The sequence below is a fragment of the Candidatus Hodarchaeum mangrovi genome, from assembly GCF_975850365.1.
On record NZ_CDLCQJ010000094.1, the window covers coordinates 53747 to 70943 of the forward strand.

The 17197-nt window shown below is 32.1% G+C and carries 20 protein-coding genes; 13 read left to right on the plus strand and 7 right to left on the minus strand.

The window, feature by feature from the left end:
• Positions 1 to 17 precede the first annotated feature (17 nt).
• From ACWVCY_RS09370 to ACWVCY_RS09385, 4 genes are read left to right on the plus strand one after another with little or no spacing between them, the layout of a single operon-like run.
• Positions 18 to 668, plus strand: coding sequence for a cytochrome c oxidase subunit II (locus tag ACWVCY_RS09370; RefSeq protein WP_455142358.1), 651 nt, complete (start codon positions 18 to 20; stop codon positions 666 to 668).
• A 14-nt stretch (positions 669 to 682) separates the two neighbouring features.
• The gene (locus ACWVCY_RS09375) at positions 683 to 2305 is read left to right on the plus strand and encodes a cytochrome c oxidase subunit I (protein ID WP_455142360.1); all 1623 of its coding nucleotides are present in this window, start codon (positions 683 to 685) and stop codon (positions 2303 to 2305) included.
• Positions 2298 to 2654 (plus strand): cytochrome C oxidase subunit IV family protein, encoded by a 357-nt coding sequence (locus ACWVCY_RS09380; RefSeq protein WP_455142362.1) that lies wholly within the window; start codon positions 2298 to 2300, stop codon positions 2652 to 2654. Before ACWVCY_RS09375 ends, ACWVCY_RS09380 begins: the two co-directional genes overlap by 8 nt.
• Before the next feature lie 25 nt (positions 2655 to 2679).
• Positions 2680 to 3354 (plus strand): SCO family protein, encoded by a 675-nt coding sequence (locus ACWVCY_RS09385; protein ID WP_455142364.1) that lies wholly within the window; start codon positions 2680 to 2682, stop codon positions 3352 to 3354.
• A 42-nt stretch (positions 3355 to 3396) separates the two neighbouring features.
• On the opposite strand, the gene ACWVCY_RS09390 is transcribed toward ACWVCY_RS09385, so the two are convergent.
• The 3 genes from ACWVCY_RS09390 to ACWVCY_RS09400 all read right to left on the minus strand — a co-directional run bounded on the left by ACWVCY_RS09390 (position 3397) and on the right by ACWVCY_RS09400 (position 5626).
• Positions 3397 to 3990 (minus strand): hypothetical protein, encoded by a 594-nt coding sequence (locus tag ACWVCY_RS09390; RefSeq protein WP_455142366.1) that lies wholly within the window; start codon positions 3988 to 3990, stop codon positions 3397 to 3399.
• A 336-nt stretch (positions 3991 to 4326) separates the two neighbouring features.
• A complete protein-coding gene (locus tag ACWVCY_RS09395) occupies positions 4327 to 5064 on the minus strand; it encodes a hypothetical protein (RefSeq protein ID WP_455142368.1) in 738 nt (245 codons plus the stop codon).
• A gap of 205 nt (positions 5065 to 5269) precedes the next feature.
• Positions 5270 to 5626, minus strand: a complete 357-nt coding sequence (locus tag ACWVCY_RS09400) for a hypothetical protein (RefSeq protein ID WP_455142370.1) — start codon at positions 5624 to 5626, stop codon at positions 5270 to 5272.
• Positions 5627 to 5793: 167 nt separating this feature from the next.
• Here ACWVCY_RS09400 and ACWVCY_RS09405 point away from each other — a divergent pair, with 167 nt between their 5' ends.
• Positions 5794 to 6438 carry a class I SAM-dependent methyltransferase gene (locus ACWVCY_RS09405; protein WP_455142372.1) on the plus strand — a complete coding sequence of 215 codons (645 nt, stop codon included), beginning with the start codon at positions 5794 to 5796 and terminating at the stop codon, positions 6436 to 6438.
• Positions 6439 to 6452: 14 nt separating this feature from the next.
• Here the strand turns inward: ACWVCY_RS09405 and ACWVCY_RS09410 are convergent, their stop codons facing one another.
• Positions 6453 to 8861: a glycoside hydrolase family 36 protein gene (locus tag ACWVCY_RS09410; RefSeq protein ID WP_455142374.1), complete on the minus strand. Its 2409-nt coding sequence runs from the start codon at positions 8859 to 8861 to the stop codon at positions 6453 to 6455.
• Positions 8862 to 8980: 119 nt separating this feature from the next.
• Between ACWVCY_RS09410 and ACWVCY_RS09415 the strand changes: the two genes are divergently transcribed.
• The gene (locus tag ACWVCY_RS09415) at positions 8981 to 9733 is read left to right on the plus strand and encodes a hypothetical protein (RefSeq protein WP_455142376.1); all 753 of its coding nucleotides are present in this window, start codon (positions 8981 to 8983) and stop codon (positions 9731 to 9733) included.
• Between the two features lie 20 nt (positions 9734 to 9753).
• Positions 9754 to 10686: an EamA family transporter gene (locus ACWVCY_RS09420; RefSeq protein ID WP_455142378.1), complete on the plus strand. Its 933-nt coding sequence runs from the start codon at positions 9754 to 9756 to the stop codon at positions 10684 to 10686.
• Between the two features lie 8 nt (positions 10687 to 10694).
• Here ACWVCY_RS09420 and ACWVCY_RS09425 read toward each other — a convergent pair whose 3' ends face one another.
• Positions 10695 to 11612: a DMT family transporter gene (locus tag ACWVCY_RS09425; RefSeq protein WP_455142380.1), complete on the minus strand. Its 918-nt coding sequence runs from the start codon at positions 11610 to 11612 to the stop codon at positions 10695 to 10697.
• A gap of 252 nt (positions 11613 to 11864) precedes the next feature.
• Here ACWVCY_RS09425 and ACWVCY_RS09430 point away from each other — a divergent pair, with 252 nt between their 5' ends.
• On the plus strand, positions 11865 to 12371 hold the full coding sequence (locus tag ACWVCY_RS09430; protein WP_455142382.1) for a helix-turn-helix domain-containing protein: 507 nt from the start codon (positions 11865 to 11867) through the stop codon (positions 12369 to 12371).
• On the opposite strand, the gene ACWVCY_RS09435 is transcribed toward ACWVCY_RS09430, so the two are convergent.
• Entirely contained in the window at positions 12350 to 13075 is a 726-nt protein-coding gene (locus ACWVCY_RS09435; RefSeq protein ID WP_455142384.1) for an NUDIX hydrolase, read from the minus strand. The genes ACWVCY_RS09430 and ACWVCY_RS09435 overlap by 22 nt on opposite strands.
• A 148-nt stretch (positions 13076 to 13223) precedes the next feature.
• Here ACWVCY_RS09435 and ACWVCY_RS09440 point away from each other — a divergent pair, with 148 nt between their 5' ends.
• The 4 genes from ACWVCY_RS09440 to ACWVCY_RS09455 all read left to right on the plus strand — a co-directional run bounded on the left by ACWVCY_RS09440 (position 13224) and on the right by ACWVCY_RS09455 (position 15971).
• Complete coding sequence (locus ACWVCY_RS09440) at positions 13224 to 14582, plus strand: MFS transporter (protein ID WP_455142386.1); 1359 nt, start codon at positions 13224 to 13226, stop codon at positions 14580 to 14582.
• Between the two features lie 106 nt (positions 14583 to 14688).
• Positions 14689 to 15303, plus strand: a complete 615-nt coding sequence (locus ACWVCY_RS09445) for an Era-like GTP-binding protein (protein WP_455142388.1) — start codon at positions 14689 to 14691, stop codon at positions 15301 to 15303.
• Positions 15304 to 15315: 12 nt separating this feature from the next.
• Positions 15316 to 15624: an OapB/ArvB family protein gene (locus tag ACWVCY_RS09450; protein ID WP_455142389.1), complete on the plus strand. Its 309-nt coding sequence runs from the start codon at positions 15316 to 15318 to the stop codon at positions 15622 to 15624.
• 11 nt (positions 15625 to 15635) lie between these two features.
• Positions 15636 to 15971 carry a hypothetical protein gene (locus ACWVCY_RS09455; RefSeq protein ID WP_455142391.1) on the plus strand — a complete coding sequence of 112 codons (336 nt, stop codon included), beginning with the start codon at positions 15636 to 15638 and terminating at the stop codon, positions 15969 to 15971.
• 2 nt (positions 15972 to 15973) lie between these two features.
• Here ACWVCY_RS09455 and ACWVCY_RS09460 read toward each other — a convergent pair whose 3' ends face one another.
• The gene (locus ACWVCY_RS09460) at positions 15974 to 16795 is read right to left on the minus strand and encodes a hypothetical protein (RefSeq protein ID WP_455142393.1); all 822 of its coding nucleotides are present in this window, start codon (positions 16793 to 16795) and stop codon (positions 15974 to 15976) included.
• Between the two features lie 219 nt (positions 16796 to 17014).
• On the opposite strand from ACWVCY_RS09460, the gene ACWVCY_RS09465 reads away from it, so the two are divergent.
• Positions 17015 to 17197 (plus strand): sugar phosphate nucleotidyltransferase (locus ACWVCY_RS09465; RefSeq protein WP_455142395.1); only part of this gene is annotated, 183 nt, incomplete at its 3' end.

Genomic DNA, 17197 nt, shown 5'->3' on the forward strand with positions numbered 1-17197 from the left:
ATTAAAGGATGAGACGAATGAGGAATAATTATATTGTCAAATTCTTAAGCTTGGGAGGTTTTTTTTATGTAGTCACGAATTTAGTTTCTAAAACCATTGGACAAGGAGGATCCCAATACACCCCTCAACTTGAGTCTCTTTTCGCTGTTGTTTTATTTTTTTCTTTATTAATTGCAGGGATTGTTTATGGTTTAATGACCTATATTCTCGTACGTTTCCGTGCGGGTTCTAAAACCATCAGAAAGCTAATTCAGAATGAAACTAGGATTGAATTAGCATGGATCTTATTTGCTGCAATTATTGTTGTTATTCTATTCATTTCAAGTCTTCCAGTAACTACAAGTTATTTGACTGATCAAGAATATGATGAAGAAATTCTAGTAGTAGGCTACCAATATTACTTCCAGTTTTATAATAAACAAACTGGAAATGCTACAACAAACATTGTATATTTACAGGTTAATAAATCCTATAAGTTAAATTTAACTAGTACAGATGTTATTCATAGCTTTTATTGCCATGAATTGTCAATTAAACTTGATATGATTCCTGGACGATTCAATATTATTTACCTAAAAGTCTCAACACCTGGTAGCTATGCAGTTCATTGTGCGGAATACTGTGGGTTCGGTCATTATACGATGGAAGCGACGATTATAGTTTCTTAGTTGGTGATTAAAATATGAATGAACGATCTCATTACAAGCCTTTCTACAAAAGTCTCAATACTTTAATTGGTACAACCAATCATGCGGAAATCGGAATTTTATACATAGTTTTTGCTTTATTCAATTTTGCGGTTTCTGGATTATTAGCCTTGATTATTCGTATTGAATTGGCATTACCTGGCGGTCAAATTGTCAATGATGAAGTTTATTCTGTTTTATTCACAGCTCATGGAACAGCTATGATTTTTCTGGTCATTTTTCCAATAGGAGCTGGATTAGCTAATTATTTAGTTCCCAAATTAATTGGAGCACCCGATATGTATTGGCCTAGGTGGAATAATGCTGCATTTTGGTTATTAGTTCCAGCAGCTCTTTTACTTTATTTTGGTGAAGCGAGTGTTGGTTGGACATTGTATACTCCATTAAGTTCTATTGATTGGGGTATTGGTGTTGATACATGGATAATTGGTGTATTAATTGCTGGAGTTTCATCATTAGTTTCTGCTATCAATTTTATTATGACGATTGTATCTATGCGTCGACCTGAACTTAAATGGTTTGATATGGATCTTTTTTCATGGTCGATATTGTGTACTTCAATTATTCAGCTTTGTGCTACTCCTCTAATTACTACCGGACTAATTCTCCTTTTATCTGATCGCGTTCTTAATACTGCATTCTTTACTGCCTTGGGATCAGGTATTGGAGCCTTTCTGTGGCAACATGTATTTTGGAGTTACTCACATCCAGCTGTATACATTATGATACTTCCAGCAATGGGAATTACATCTTTGTTAATATCTAAATTTTCAAAAAACAAAATTTTTGGTTATAGATCAATGATATATTCAATGTTAGCTATTACATTCATTGGTTTCCTCGTATGGGGTCATCATCAATATACAATATATGGGGCGGCAGCAGATGCAGTAACAACTACATTTTTTAATGCACTAACCTTTTTGATTGCCATCCCTTCAGGAATTAAAACATTTAATTGGTTACTTACCATGTGGGGCGGAAAAATAAAATTTGAATCACCTTTGGTTCTTCCTATGGGTTTTGTTGTTGGATTTGTCATTGGAGGTATAACTGGAGTATGGCTTAACATTATTCCTATTGACATTATTGCTCATGATACTGCATTCGTTGTAGGACACTTTCATATGATTATTATTGGTGGGGCAGTAACTTCTTTATTTGGCGGCTTCTATAATTTTTTCCCTGAATTTACAGAGACTCTGTTTGGAAAAAAAAAGATGTATAATCGTAGATTAGGATGGATACATACCTTTACGTGGTTAGGAGGAGTTTTCATTACCTTTAATGCGATGATGATTGTTGGCCTTTATGGGATGCCACGTCGATATTTTGATTATACAACGTTTACAGAGACTATCCCGTTCGGAATTTTTGGAGAAGTAAGTAAAGTAGAAATTTTTACGATATTAAACCTTCTTGCAACCATAGGTGCGTTTTTAATGGCTTTTTCAATTTTAATCTTTTTTGTTAATATGGTTTTTAGCTTGAAATGGGGACCTGAAGCAGGTGAGGATCCCTTTGGATTATCAGCCTTAGATGAAGAGCCTGTAAAGAAAACAGAAGAACTAACGTTTGAAGATGATAAACTTGAATGAAAAAAGAGAACCAGAAGAAAAGCCATCCTTACCAGTAAAACGTCCTTATACGACAGTATTTTTATCTTTAGCTATTCTTACAATTTTAGAGCTTAATGTAAGTTTTATCGGGGATATTATGCAAAATATACCGACATTTGAGAATATTGTAGAGCTATTAGTTCCAATTACTCTTATTTCATTAGCTTTTATAAAAGCTGCTCTTGTTGCTGCATTTTTTATGGGAATTAAATATCAAAAACGCCCTTGGGTAACAGCAGGCATCATGTTTGGAATCCCCCTTTTTATCGCGTTACCAGTTGTCTTAATTCCAGCAATGGGAACAGTTGTTTACCTTTGTGGGATTTAGTGAATATTCTTCTTGAGGATTTAAAATGGATAAAAAAAATTTAGTTGGTCTATTTATTGGTTTTATGATTACTTCAGGTGTTTTAATGGCATTTATATTAGCACCACTTGCTCAGAATCAACCTCTTACAGTAATTAAACGAGCCCCTAGCTTTACATTAATTAATCAAGATAATCAAACTGTAACATTGGAAAATTTTGAGAATAAGATTATCTTAATTGGTTTTATGTATACAGCTTGTCAAGATGAATTCTGTCCATTAATGACAACTCATTTTAAATTGCTTCAAAGTGATCTTTTTCCAAAATTAGATACAGATTTTCAAATGCTCAGTATAACATTGGATCCTCTTTATGATACTCCCGAAAGATTAAAAACATATGGGAGTGATTATGGAGCTAACTTTTCTGTATGGCAGTTTTTAACTGCTCATACTCAAGCAGAAATCAATAAAGTAGTTGATGATTACAATGTTATTTCTTATGCCAAAGATTTCTTTGAGTGGTTTAATACTACTATTAATAATTCCACATCTGGGTTTAAACTAAGTATTCACCATGAAAATGAAACTTATCCTGCTGAACTCGTTCATTCTTGGGTTAGTGTTTTAATTGATAGAACACTAATGATTAGAAAAATTTATACTAGTGTTAGCTGGATCTATAGTATCGCAAAGGATGATATCCTTGGATTAATCTAATATAAAAAGAAAGTTTTCCCACAACCCATTCCTATTTGTAAACTATTTTAACTCGATCCCTCTTGGGACAATAAAACCAACGAGCTTCGTTCCAAACCAACCCAGTCCGCTAGCTAATCCAATCGCGGCAAGAATGAGGATTACTTTGAGAATAAAAAATAATCCATTTTGAGATGCAATGAATATATGAAATAATAAAATGAATAATGAATCAATAAATAAAGCTACACCCATTGAGATTTTAAGTCGTAAATAAGGAGTTAGTAATTTTCGATATCTAACTTTTCCATCTATCAAGCCCGTTATCCCTGCTAACATTACTAAAAGAGGAAGTAAAAGAATTATAAGATCTAAAGCGGGAGAGATTTCCATCCCAAGAATATTATCAGTTATGAATTCATTTATTAGAAAAAGAATAACCATGGTTGCGGTGTAGCTGACTGTGAAATGCACTATAACTGGATGAACATCAAATTTTAAATATTCTCGTCTGTTTTTTGAAGCTTTATGCTCAAAAGGTATAAAAGCACGTTCTCGTGCTCCACAAGCTGAACAAATACCTCCTTTTCCAGCTGGTCGGATAAAACCACACACTTTGCATATTTCATATCCTCCTAATTGGATCTCTTTGTTCATATTTATTTCTCACCAAATCAATTTGAATAAATTTGTCTAACATTCTTTTAATATATAAAAATTTTGTTTTTACATGTTTTAACATGCCTAAAATGAGTTCCTATACCGATTTTTTAGAATTATGATTTTAATTATAAATTCTAACCAAAGAATTGATTTGGTTCTGCATCGTGATTTATTTTCTCATTCTTCTTCTCTAAAATATTCTCTTAAAATTACGACAATCGTAGTAGAGTTTAATTCCAGTTTTGAGGAAATTTATTTTTACAAGTGATCATAAAACTCTAGATTGAGAATTCCAATATTTTCCTTTATTTTATTTATGGAAGTAATTTTTCATATCAAGATAGCCACATATAATAGGAGGAAACTTAATAATCCAATGAATATAGCTAGATGTCCTACTCCATCAAGACCAAGCTTTGAAGCTAATGTCTTTTTCCCTGTCTTTGCATCTGCCTCTAGATCTGCAATATCCTGATAAGGTATCAAAGCGAAAACAATTAAATATAAAAAAAGTGAGAAAAATAAAACTGATGGTGTTAAAACCCAGCTTTGAGAGAAAAAGACCCAATAAAAGGTAGCAAAATAAGATCCAGCAGTAATTATTTCATGACCTAAGGGTATTTCTTCTGTAAGATAATTTACAAATATAATCATAATAATGATAGGAATTCCAATCATGAAGAGTATTCCTTGATTGTTCAATACAAGAACTATCAATGCCTGAAGGAGTCCTAAAAGAATTGTAAGAGAACTAAGAATTCTCCCCATCGTACGAACGGAATCCTCAGTAAATATTCTATCTCGAATTATTCCCATCCCTCCAATTTCTTTATCATACCCTGAAGCCCAATCTCCAGCCTCGTCTCGAAAATGAACCCCTATTGCTGATAGTAAAGCATTAAAAATAGCGAAAACGGCCATCGATAGATCAATGGGATAACTTTCTTTAAATCCCATGGTTAAACCACCAATTGCAACAATAAAATAAGCAATAAGAAATTGAGGACGTGCTAATTTAATTAAACCTACCAACTTTTCTTTTTGTGAGACTCTTTTTTCTTTAGACATCAGTTTTACTCCCATTGATATATGAAAATCGTCAATTATAGTAATTTTAAATAATTAGACTTAAAAAAAATTATCTTTTAATTTGTTTTTTCCTAATATTCGTATTCATCCCCATTTCCGAACCTTTTTTAAAATTAAATTAGGTAACATAAATAGGATATGGATTAACAACAGAGATCGACTGTGTTTTTAATAATAAAAATTTTTAATCATATAAAATTGCTAGAGACTTTATAAATTCATCTGATTCATTTTCTTGATCAATACTTATTACTCGGTATGTGAAACCTTTCCTTTGCTGCAATTTATGAGCAAGGTAAGCACCTAAAAACCGAAGTCTTACAGGTGCTTCTTTACCAATCCATAAAAAAATATGTTTTGATGAATTATTGACCATAACATAGGTTTGAGACGTAAATAATATATCCAAATCCTTTGATATATCAATAAGCTGATCTGGGGTAATATTTACAGCAAAAAACTCAATATCTTCTTTTTTTAAATTTTCAGAAAATTCCAGTATCTTTCCATAATTCTTATAGACAGGAATTTGAGCGTACATCTCCTTCATCTTCTGTTATAGAATGGTTCCCAGTTTAAATATACATGAAATATGAGCATAACATTAGGTTAATCAAAGAAACCTTTCAGGAACGATATGAAGAAGACCAAAATATATTTTTAAAAAATTTATTCAGTAAATTTAAGAGATTTCTTGGAATTACCATCATGAAAGCTAATTTACAAGAAAAAAATTCTAATTCTGCATTGAATTTTCATTTTATAGAAGAAAAGTTCATTAAAAGTCCATTGAAAAAATTGATGCAAACGCAGTTTGAAATGCGAATATTTAAACTATTATTACATACCCAAGGGCTTAATCTTTCAGGTTTGAGAATTCTGGAGGTCGGATGTGGTGCAGGTTATGGTTTTGAATCAATAATGAAGGAATTTCATCCTAAGGAATATCAAGGATTTGATATAAATCCTCAAATGGTCGCTTTGACTAAAGCAAAGACAAGAAATTATAGGGGTCAAATAATGGTCTTTTTAGGAGATATTCGTAAAGTAAAACTTCCCTCTAGTAGATTTGATGTGGTATTTGCTTTTACAATTTTTCATCACATTATAGAATGGGAAAAAGCATTAAAGGAAGTAAATCGCCTTCTTAAACCAAAAGGATTCTTTTTAGTTAATGAGATTAACAATCGATCAATTAACAGGTTTCAGCGTTATTTAAAAGTTTATCATCCATTTCAAGCCCGTTTTACATGGGAAATGTTTCAAAAAGGATTAAAAGATTCAGGATTTCGTTTAGTTCAAGATTTTTACTTCCTAGAGGATTTAGGTTTCTTTCTCTGCATCAAAATTTAGAGATTGGATTTCTTTTACTTAAAAATAAGACTGACTTCTGAATAATCAATAAAATCAACAAAAATTTCGTATAATAATCCCCAAGGAGTCTGTTGAATAGAATGGTTTTCTTTTTCTTCATGAACCTTTGTATTCATAGGTAATAGTATGAAAAGTTTTCCTTGATGTCTTCCTGGTAATTTTAATTCAATTTTTAATTTTGATTTTGATAAATTAAAATTAACGACCTCTAAACTACCTTGAGCGATATGAACTGTTGACGAAATGAATATAGTAGTATCTTTTTGATAAGGTATTATCCCCAAATATTTACAACTATGGGGAGAAATTGTTCCTAACTGTACTAATTCATTCTTTTTGAAACAGCCGATAAGTTGTTCATTCCACCAATCAAAAACAATAAATTGATCTGTAGTAATTTCACAACCGCTCAAGGTTAGAATTTTTGTAATAGAGAAATTTCTTTCAATTGGTTGATCTTCCCAATTAATAACAGTAATAAGTAGTCTTTTTTTGTTTAGAACTTGAGTAGATAGAAAGTATAATGTTGGTAAAGGTTCATAAAGTGCATCTAAAGGGATAGCGCTTTTAGGAATAGGGGGTATGATTTTCAATGCCAAATTTAATCTTTCAGCTTCAATTCCTGTCATATCATCTGATATAAAAATTTGTCCACCACTTAATCCGAAAATTGTGATCTGAAGTTCCACTTCTTTTTCAGTTAGAGAGCTACGATTTCGTCGAACTATCAAGCAATCTGGATCATTAATCCATAATGAATTATGTGTAAAAGATCGATAAATTGTAGCAATTAATGCATACTTTAAGCAAGGATCGCCATAAAGTGGTTCTACATCAGTTTTCCATACCTCTTTTGTATCTTCGCTAACTCTCATGGCATCAACTAACCCTATACTTGGTCCAAGAGGTGCTCCGCATCCTAAAATGTATTTATTATCCCCCATTGCATCACGAATTAGTTGGAGAGCGCTACGGTATACCTGAGCTCTGGTCAATCCTTTTTTATAATAAACACTCTGATAAATTGACGCAGCATATATGAAATCAATTTTTATGAAATCAAATTTCCATTCATTAGTTATTTTCTTGATTAAATTTATCAAATGTGTCTGAACTTCAGGATATGTTACATCTAAAGCATATTCAATCTCATTCCAATTAAAACAAACTGGAATAAACTCTCCTGTTGCATTTTTTAGAAACCAGCTGGGATTTTTCCTAAATAATTCTGAAGATTCAGTTGCAAAGAAAGGAGCAATCCATAAACCTGCTTTTTTACCTTGATTATGTGTTTCCTCAACGAATTCGAGAAGACCATTTGGAAATTTGGAATTAAATGATGTAAAATCACCTACATTTGTAAAATAACCATCATCGAGCTGTATCATATCAACAGGTAAATCTGGATTACTTTTAAAAAATTCAACATTCTTTAACAATTCTTTATCAGTTATGTCAACATAATAATAATACCAACTACACCATCCAATCCTTGGGGGTAGAATTTTAACGTGCATCTTTTTACCTGTGATTTCTGCATAATTTAAAAGACTATAATAGCCCTGAAAAGGATGAAAACCGATTAAAAGTTCTTCTGAACTAATTGGATCCATTTCAATCAAATTAAGTATTATATTATCAAATTGTGAGTAAGCTGATAGCCATCTAATCTCTGAAGGATTCTTTAAACGATTCAATACAACACGAGAAAAACAGCGGTTATGTGTAATAAAACCTAGACATAATGATCCTTTTGATTTTCGATCTGAGATCATTGTAACCGATTCAGACATAAAATCTCCAGATAGTGTATTATCATGATTTTGATGTATCCTAGCAATAACATCAACGATGATTGATTCATAACCTTCATCATTTCCCTTGAGTTTTGAATAACTCCAGCTTTGAAATCCATGCTCAAAAAATTTTAGATTAGAAGGTTGAACTAGTTCATTCTGCTTTAATACAATTCTACCAGAAGTTATTTGAAGAGGTGAGATGGAATGAAGAGGTAAATTAGGGAGATTATCAGTATAATTCAATTTTAACTGAAATGTACAAAAATTCTCTGTTTCATACAGTTTAATAGTTAAAATCATGGGAAATGAGATATTGAGTAAATCAGGATGATTTCCAAATTCTAAAAAGATATTAAATTGTTTCCCCTTCCCAATTTCATCAACTATTTCATGTGATTCAACAGAAAAATCTTTATTCTCCTTAGGATAAATTGATTTGATATTACCTTTATTAAAGAAGTTAATTGCTGGTCTTATACCACTTAAATTCTGCATAGCAATATTAGAAGAAACTAGAATTTTCTTAGATCTCTTTTCAAGTGAAATCGTAATGAATTCATTAAAACAAGTGAATTTTTCATTATTTTCATCTGAATGAATCATAGCTATCACAGATTGGCATCAATCGTTATTTATTTACCTTTTCAAAGAAATTCGTTATTCCGCAAAAAGAAATAAAATAAGGAAATTAAGGTTATGTATGAGAATATTAGTGAGGAAAAATGCCAAAGATTGAGATTGCAGACGATTCTGGCAATGAAATTTCAGAGATTTCAATTCCAATTCCTTTCTACATTCGTGTTAAAATGGAAGAAGGTATGAAAAGGTATCGAATTAGATTAATCGATGATTTTGGTAAAATTCGTGGCCAATACATGGGTGGATCTAATCGAGAGTATATCGAGTTACATATCCCATTAATCAGACTCTCTAAACCAGGTCAACTCCGTATTCTGATTGAAGAATCCACTGGTGAAGCTAATTATTTACAAAAACATCAAGTATTAATTAAATATCTTCCTTATTCACCCTCTGAAGAAAAGCTAACTGTTGAAGAATACCTTGAAAAATCAGAAATTGAGTTAAAGAATAAGACAGATTATCTTCAAGAAACCTCTAAAATTGAGGAAGAACAGGTAATTGAATTCAATGAACCAGATCAAGAATCATATGAATTATATGACAAAAGGAGTAATAATGAGACGATTTTTGATGAAGCATTGGAAGATCTCTCTGAAAAACTCGAAAGGAATAATGAGGAAGGGAATCATATTATGCATCAACCTGAGTTTATTGACGAGGATCTAAGAGAGATTGACATTAGGGAAGGAAAAAACAATCTATCACCTGCAGAAATTCAAGAAGAGGAAGAGTTAGGAATATCTGAAGAGGAAGTTGAATATCTATCCAAACGTGAAGAAATAATTAAAAATGGAGTAGTGTTAAAAAAGAGATTCAATAATGAAGAAGAATAATCTGGAGATAGTTCATAATTTTGTTTCCTGAAAATTTAACTGTTTTACTGATAATGTTAATTTACGGAGTAGTCAGTGGAGGTTCAGCGATAATCCTGAAGATAGGTATCTTTAAAGCAGGAGGCATCCAAATTGATAATTTTTTTTGGGATGTTCTTCCAGCAGCTTGGAAACTCATAAAAAATCGAATTTGGTTTATTGGGGGAATGGCTGCAATCCTTGGCTTTCTAATTTATACAGTGGCACTAAATCTCTATGATGTTTCTTTAGTAAAACCATTAGTAAACACAAATCTCTTATTTACCTTTATTTTTGCCTATATTTTCTTTCAGGAAAAACTAGTAAAGAAGGAATGGTTTGGTATTGCAATCCTAATTCTTGGGTTGTTTATTATCGCTTTTTCACCAAATTCTGAGAGTTCTGGGTTATCAATGAATATTCCCTTATTGGCTATATTTTTCCCAATTGTTGTCATTATGCTAATAGTTATGATTTTTCTTATGTTTGTTGTTAAATATGGGTACGCTGAATTTACTTTCCCACTTTTTGCGGGATCTTTTTTTGGGATGGGAACTTTCTTCACTAAAAGTCTACTAATCTCTTTGAATAATTTAAATTTAGGAAATAATTATGTATTATTATTCTTGTATTCGCTATTTATGTTGCTTCTCACCTATACATTTGCGATTATTGCTCAGCAACTAGCTTTTGAGAGAGGACGATTAAGTATAGTTTCACCGATTACAAATTCTTTGTCAGTAACCTTTTCATTTATTGGGGCCTATTTTGTATTTTTTGAGGAATTGATAGTCCCAATCGGAGGTGTATTAGTCTTATCATCTTTTTTTAAAGTCATTGGGTTAATCGCGATAATTATTGCTTTATTCATCTTGCGACGGGAGATTGATCCCACAAATTTTTTAGATCAGAAGGTTCTTCTTGAAAAGCACTAATTGTCTAATTACGATTTATTACTATTTTTTTTGGCTTGTAAAAACTGAATCGTGAAAGTAGAAAATATTAAAATTATTAAACCAATCCATTCATGAGTTTGGGGAAATTCATTAAGAAAAATTATTGATAGAAGGACTATCTGGGGTAGCATTGTCCCATTAATTATTGTTGTATCCATTGCACGGAGTTTTTGCATTGCTTTATTCCATAATGTAAAAGCTAATGCTGTGTTCATAATAGCTAACCAAAGAATCATAAGAATGACTAAAAGAGAAAAGTTTGGAATACCTTCCCAAATTATAGCGATTATTAGAAGGATTAATGTTCCTGAACTCATGCTAATTCCTGTAACCAAAAGAGATGAGGATGAACTTTCTCTATTGATAATTCTACCAAGAATTGATGAAAAAGCATTGGTATTCAAAAGAAAGAATCCAATGAGAACTCCATTAAAAGATAGAATGGTGAGATCCGAAGGTAAAAAATAAATGAGAACACCTATGAACGCGAAAGAGAAAAAAATCAAGTCTTTGCGTGAGGGAAACTCTTTTAAAAACAGAATCGAGTAAAAAATGACGATATAGGGCGTTAAGTTAAGGATAAATGAAACAGTGATTGCAGGAAGGAGAGATAAGGCTATAAATTGACCTCCCTGAGTAGAAGTAATAAAAATTAATCCATAGATTAGCATCATTCCATGCCACTTTTTAGATTTCTTGTACAGCGATTTGCGATATGAATTATTAGTAAATATCAGTGCTAACAGAATGAATGATGCAACAGAATAACGAAGGGCTGCAAAAATAAGAGGAGATATTTCTTTCAATCCAAACTTAATGATAACCCAAGAACTACTCCAAAGGATTGTAACAAACAAGGCAGTAAAAATAGCGAGTATGTAATCTTTTGAAAACGAAGAAGACATGAATTATCACATATATTAACTGAAATATTGATATATTTAATAGAAAACTCTTTCAGAAATGTTTTTTACTTTTAAGAAACATTAGTCTTTATCCAGCATAAGTCGGATGTATTTAAAATAATTCAACTAACTTTAGATATTTCCTCCAAAGATTATTATTCATGTGTTTTAACATCAAAATATCCCGTAAGAGTAACAATAATTGCGATTCAGTTACCAGAAGGGTATGGATACATTGAATCACTTACAACCATGGAAGATCCAATTAAAGATTATATTACAGAATTAAAAAAATCACATAGTGTTCAAGAGTTTGAAGTGACCTTTTCATCACCCCTGCTCTATTGGACACGGACAATACATAAGCTAGATTACCCCTCAATATATGAAACGGTTTTAGAATCAGGCTGTATGACAGTTCTGCCTATAATAATAAAAAATGGAATACAGCGACATAATATAATCTGTCCTAATCGTTTAGCTATTCAAAACTTACTCAAAATATTAAAAGAACGATTTTCACAAGTTAAAATGATTATGGTTAGTTCTAAACCAATAAAAACCTTCTCAAAGGTTCTAACACCCAAACAGTTTGAAGCTATTAAACTGGCTTATCAATCAGGATATTATGATGTCCCTCGGAGAGTGATGATTACAGATATCGCACCTAAACTAGGTATAAAGCGAGTAGCCCTTCAGGAAAGGCTACGACGTGCTGAATTAAAAATTCTGGATCATTATTTTACCGAGTCTTTTTGAATTAAGTATAATAGTCCTTCCATACTTTTTTTTGGATCAAGATTACTTAATTCTTTACTTGTTATCCAATATAAGCTTTGATCTTCCCACTCTTCATTTCCAGAAACAGGATTATTTATATCGATATCATATTTTATTAATGTATTAAGTATTAAAACTACACCATTACCGCTTATTTCAGGGAGAATGGCGCTTAGTTTGAAAGAATTGATGTTAATAGGCAGGTCAATTTCTTCTGAAAGTTCACGAATTACTGCATTGATAAAAGGTTGTTTAATGTCCCCCTCCTCTAACATCCCCCCTGGTACTGTCCAGAAAAGAGGTTTATATTCAGAAAGATGACTTCTTTTTCCTGCAAGAAGATGTGAACTCTCCTTTGTCTTAATAATTACTTGAAATCCTAAGGATCCATAAGTTTCTGGTAAAATCATGTCATTCTGTACAAAATAGTTTAATATTGAGAACTTTATCGGACTTGTTTTTAAACTAATTGAAAGACCGTCCTTCTCAAGAATAAAATCATTTAGTAGTAAAATAGTACCATCATAAAGGTTGGGATATTTCTTTTTCTGATTTATCCAATTTATCTTGATTTTTGAAAAAGTCTCAGAGCTAATAGGTACAAATTTGTCAGGATTATGATGCCAAAATATCCTCTGTATCTCTAACAATCCCTCCCAAATTGGTATTATTTCATTGGTCATGAGCTTGATTCCGTAATCATGTTTATGTACATTCTATTATTTTCTAATCTTTTCTTTTTTTAGTTATACTACACGTTTACTGATTCGATAGCTTCTTATGTTACTGCATATTCACGCAAATTCACTTTTATTGAAAGGTAGAAGAAGCTTGATAGAAGAAAATTCTGAGTCACAGAGGGAAAAAACCACTACTCGGGAAAAAATCAATCGAGACGAAAAGATTTCTATTTACAGTGTTTCAATAGGCTATTCAGCAGGTCGTTCATCAATTTTCACCTACTTATCCTATTTTGGAGTAGTTTTAGGAGCTTCACCCTTTGAACAGTCTATTCTTACCTCAGTGCGGAACTTAGGCTCCAATATGTTTCAATCAGTTTGGGGGTGGTTAGCTGATCTTAAAGGAAGGAAATTAGTAATTTATATAGGACTAGGAACCTTAATGCTAAGTACCCTTTTAGCTCCCTTTGCCAGTAATCCTTTAGAGTTAGTTCTAATTTCGATTTTTATGACAACAGTCGGTTTTAGCATTATCCCAGCTTGGAACGCTTTTTTAGGAGATTATGCCTCTGAAAGGTTACGAGCAACTTTTATAGGTCGAATTAATTCAATAGGTACAATCTCTTCTATATTTGTCATCCTGATAATGGGATGGATAATGGATTTGAGTCCTTTTCCCTTTCCTCATGAAACCACAGATTATTTCTTAAGTCGCTCAGTTTTTTTTATTCCGTTTATATCTGGAGCTTTTATTTTTGCATGTGCTTTATTTTTATCATTCTTCTTAGTTGAGAAATATGATTATCATAAACGTCCTATAATTAAGGAAGAACTTCGTCAGAGTTGGAGGACCTTAATTGACCGAAATCCCCCCTTCAAAAGATTATTACCAATTGATATGTTTTTTAAATTTGCCATGAGTACAGCATGGCCCATTTTCCCATTTGTTACTTTAAGAGTTGCAGATTCATGGACAATGGTTGCTGTTATGTGGGTTGTTTTTAATCTACCACGAGGAATAGGACAAAATTTTGGAGGGCTAATTGCAGATCGGGTAAACAAGAAAATTGTTCTTATATTTTCACGTCTTGGATATGTGGCTGTCCCTCTTGGTTATGCATTAGGTTTAGTTACAGGAAATATTTGGTGGTTAATTCTAGTAAATATCCCAGGAGGATTAGCTTTTGGTGCTGAAGAAACTAGTATTGCTTCTTATTCCTTAGATTGCTCAACAGCTGATACAAAAGCGCGATATTTTTCTATTTTATTAACAGGAGAAGGTTTTAGTGCTTTTCTTGGATCATTATTCTCGGGTTTTATGATGGATTTATGGTTAAATATCACTAGAATTGACTACTCTAGCCCTGACTTTAATATTATTCTTATTATAATGTTAATGATTATTGCAAGCCTAAGATTGATATCTGCTTTGTTACATAAATTTATCTATAAAAATCCCCTTGATTTTGAGTTAGAAAACTTTCTTCTTTTAGAATCTTATAAATCTTAAATCTTCCTTCAAGGGTAATATTACCATATTATGACGATATAATAATTCCTTCAGGTCAAGAAGTCCTTAAATAAATGACTCAATTCTATTGGAGGCATGTGTATATTTGGGTATATTAGCACGAATATTTGCCAAGTCAAGAAAGCATTCATTGACAATAGGAATCTTAGGTGCTCCAAATGCTGGTAAAACTACATTAGCAAACAGAATCTCCGTTGAATGCGGAAATGGAAAGTTTTTAGGAAGAGTTAGTCCTATTCCGCATGAAACAAGAGAATGTTTCGCAATGGAGCATTGTGTTATTACTGATCAACATGGGTCGCTTGATCTAACCATAGTTGATACTCCTGGTATAGCTACTTCTGTTGATTATAGAGAGTTTCAGCTTCATGGTTTATCACGGGAAGAAAGTATCACAAGAGCAAAAGAAGCAACAAGAGGTGTGGTTAAAGCTATTCAATCGTTAGATCGACTAGATGCAGCAATTGTTGTAGTTGATGCGGCAAAAGCTCCTTTTGATCAGGTAAATTGGACTGTAATGGGAAATTTAGAAGCAAGAAATATCCCACTCATCGTAGCAGCAAATAAAACTGATCTACCTGAAGCAGATCCAAAATTAGTTCAAGAAACGTTTCAAAGCGAAATTATCCCCATTTCAGCAAAAAAAGGCACTGGTATGAATGAATTATATGGATGCATTCTAGCAATAGCAAATTCTTAGGAGGTCTTAGATATGGACTTATATATTGACTTTGTAACAGAAAATACCACAAAACGCATGAATTCAATTGAAAAATGCGAATTTATTATTTCTAAGCTTAAAAATAAGCGAGTAGTAGTGTTTGAAGGTGGTTTAAGACCTGAAGAGGAAGCAATCTTAATCGAAGAAGCCATGTTACAAATCGATCACTCTTCATTCTTAGGTTACAAGATTATTACTCCTTCTCCTGTTAGATCTCCTGGATTATTCTCACGTAAAGATATAAGAATGACAGTAATTGCCCCTCAAAATTATGAATCACTTACGGTGGCACTTGTTTAGAGGGATTGGAATTGTTTCCATTAAATACAGATGGAATTAAGCTGGATCGGTATCAATGTGCTCAATGTTCTAGAGTCCCAGAGAAAGCTGAAGAGATTTTAAAAGGCTGTAAGTGTGGACATCGATTATTTCGGATTAAAATTCAGCCAAAAAACCAAACTTCATCCGAATTCATTCAATCAAATCCTATACCCTCTGAAGAAATGGACTTTTTAACTATCCATGAGAAAGGAATAGGCGTTTATGAGATCAATGTTTCGCATCTCTTAGATGAAAAAACAAAGGGAAAATCCAGTCCTTTAATAGCAGGTAATAAAGGTGTCTTTACAATTAGACTCAATCCCTAACCCTATTTCATTAATCTAATTTCCCTAGCAATTTCATCAAATTCACATACACCTAATCCGTGTAAATTTCTTAAATGAGAACGAGTTATCACAGGTGTTATGTTTAATTCCATACAAAGGGTTTCAAGAGCCAAAACTTTTTTCTTGGTATTTGTAAAATAATCAACAATATATAATGCGATTTTTCCCAGCTCACTTTCATTGAGAACAGTTCGAAGGTGTTTGTCTCTTGCAAGAGCACCTGCTTTCTCCCGACTTAAAGTTATATCAATTTGACTTTCTCTTTCCGCTTGACGTTTAAGTTCTTGTTCAAGAAGATTTTGCTTCTCAATGTGTTCTGTTTCAATCAATTCAATCTCATTTTCAGTATTTTGAATTAATTCCTGTAATTTGCTTATCTGGGCCAGGAGATTCTTATTTTCGATTTTTAAATTTTCTATAAGATTTGTTTGTGATTCTATGGTTGCATTGAGACTGATTAATTTTCGTTCATGTCCTTCTCGTTTTAATTCCGCATTAGCCAATGAATATTTAAGTTCATTTATCTGATTCTCAAGGGTAGTGATCCGACTCTGCTCCCCAGTTTTAAAAACTTCAAGTTGCTTTTTTAGTTCATCATATAATCTTGATATCTGTTTTAGCTCTGTCTCCCCCTTTTCAACAGCAAAAGTTTTTTCCGAAAGCTCTGATTCTTTTTTAGCTAGTTGATGTTGAAAATATTCTTCTCTCTCTTTTAGTTTTGTTTGTAATGCTTCAATCTTTGCTTCAAGGGCAATTACTTTAGTTTCTAAACTTTCTGTATTCTCGAATTCCTCATCATTCATTAAAGGGAACCCTCATTAAAAATATGATATCAAAATATAATGAATACTTTAAATTTATTTTTAATCAAACTTCAGTAGGATACACACAAAGATTAAATTTGGGGAGATAGCATAGAATTTTTAATGAATAAAATGTGAAGATAAGGTGAAGTAATTATTGTTACGAACCCCATAATACTATCACCATACTGATGTAGATGTTGAGGAGCTTTTAATTTAATGCCTGAATGGAGTGCAATTGTCTTAGCTGGAGGAGTTGGATCAAGATTACAACCATTGACATTGAATATTCCTAAACCGATTGTTCCCGTTGCTAATAAGCCAATGATTGACTATAATCTAGAATTACTACGTAATGCTGGCGTATCGGGCAAAATAGCAATTATTACTAAATATAAAAAA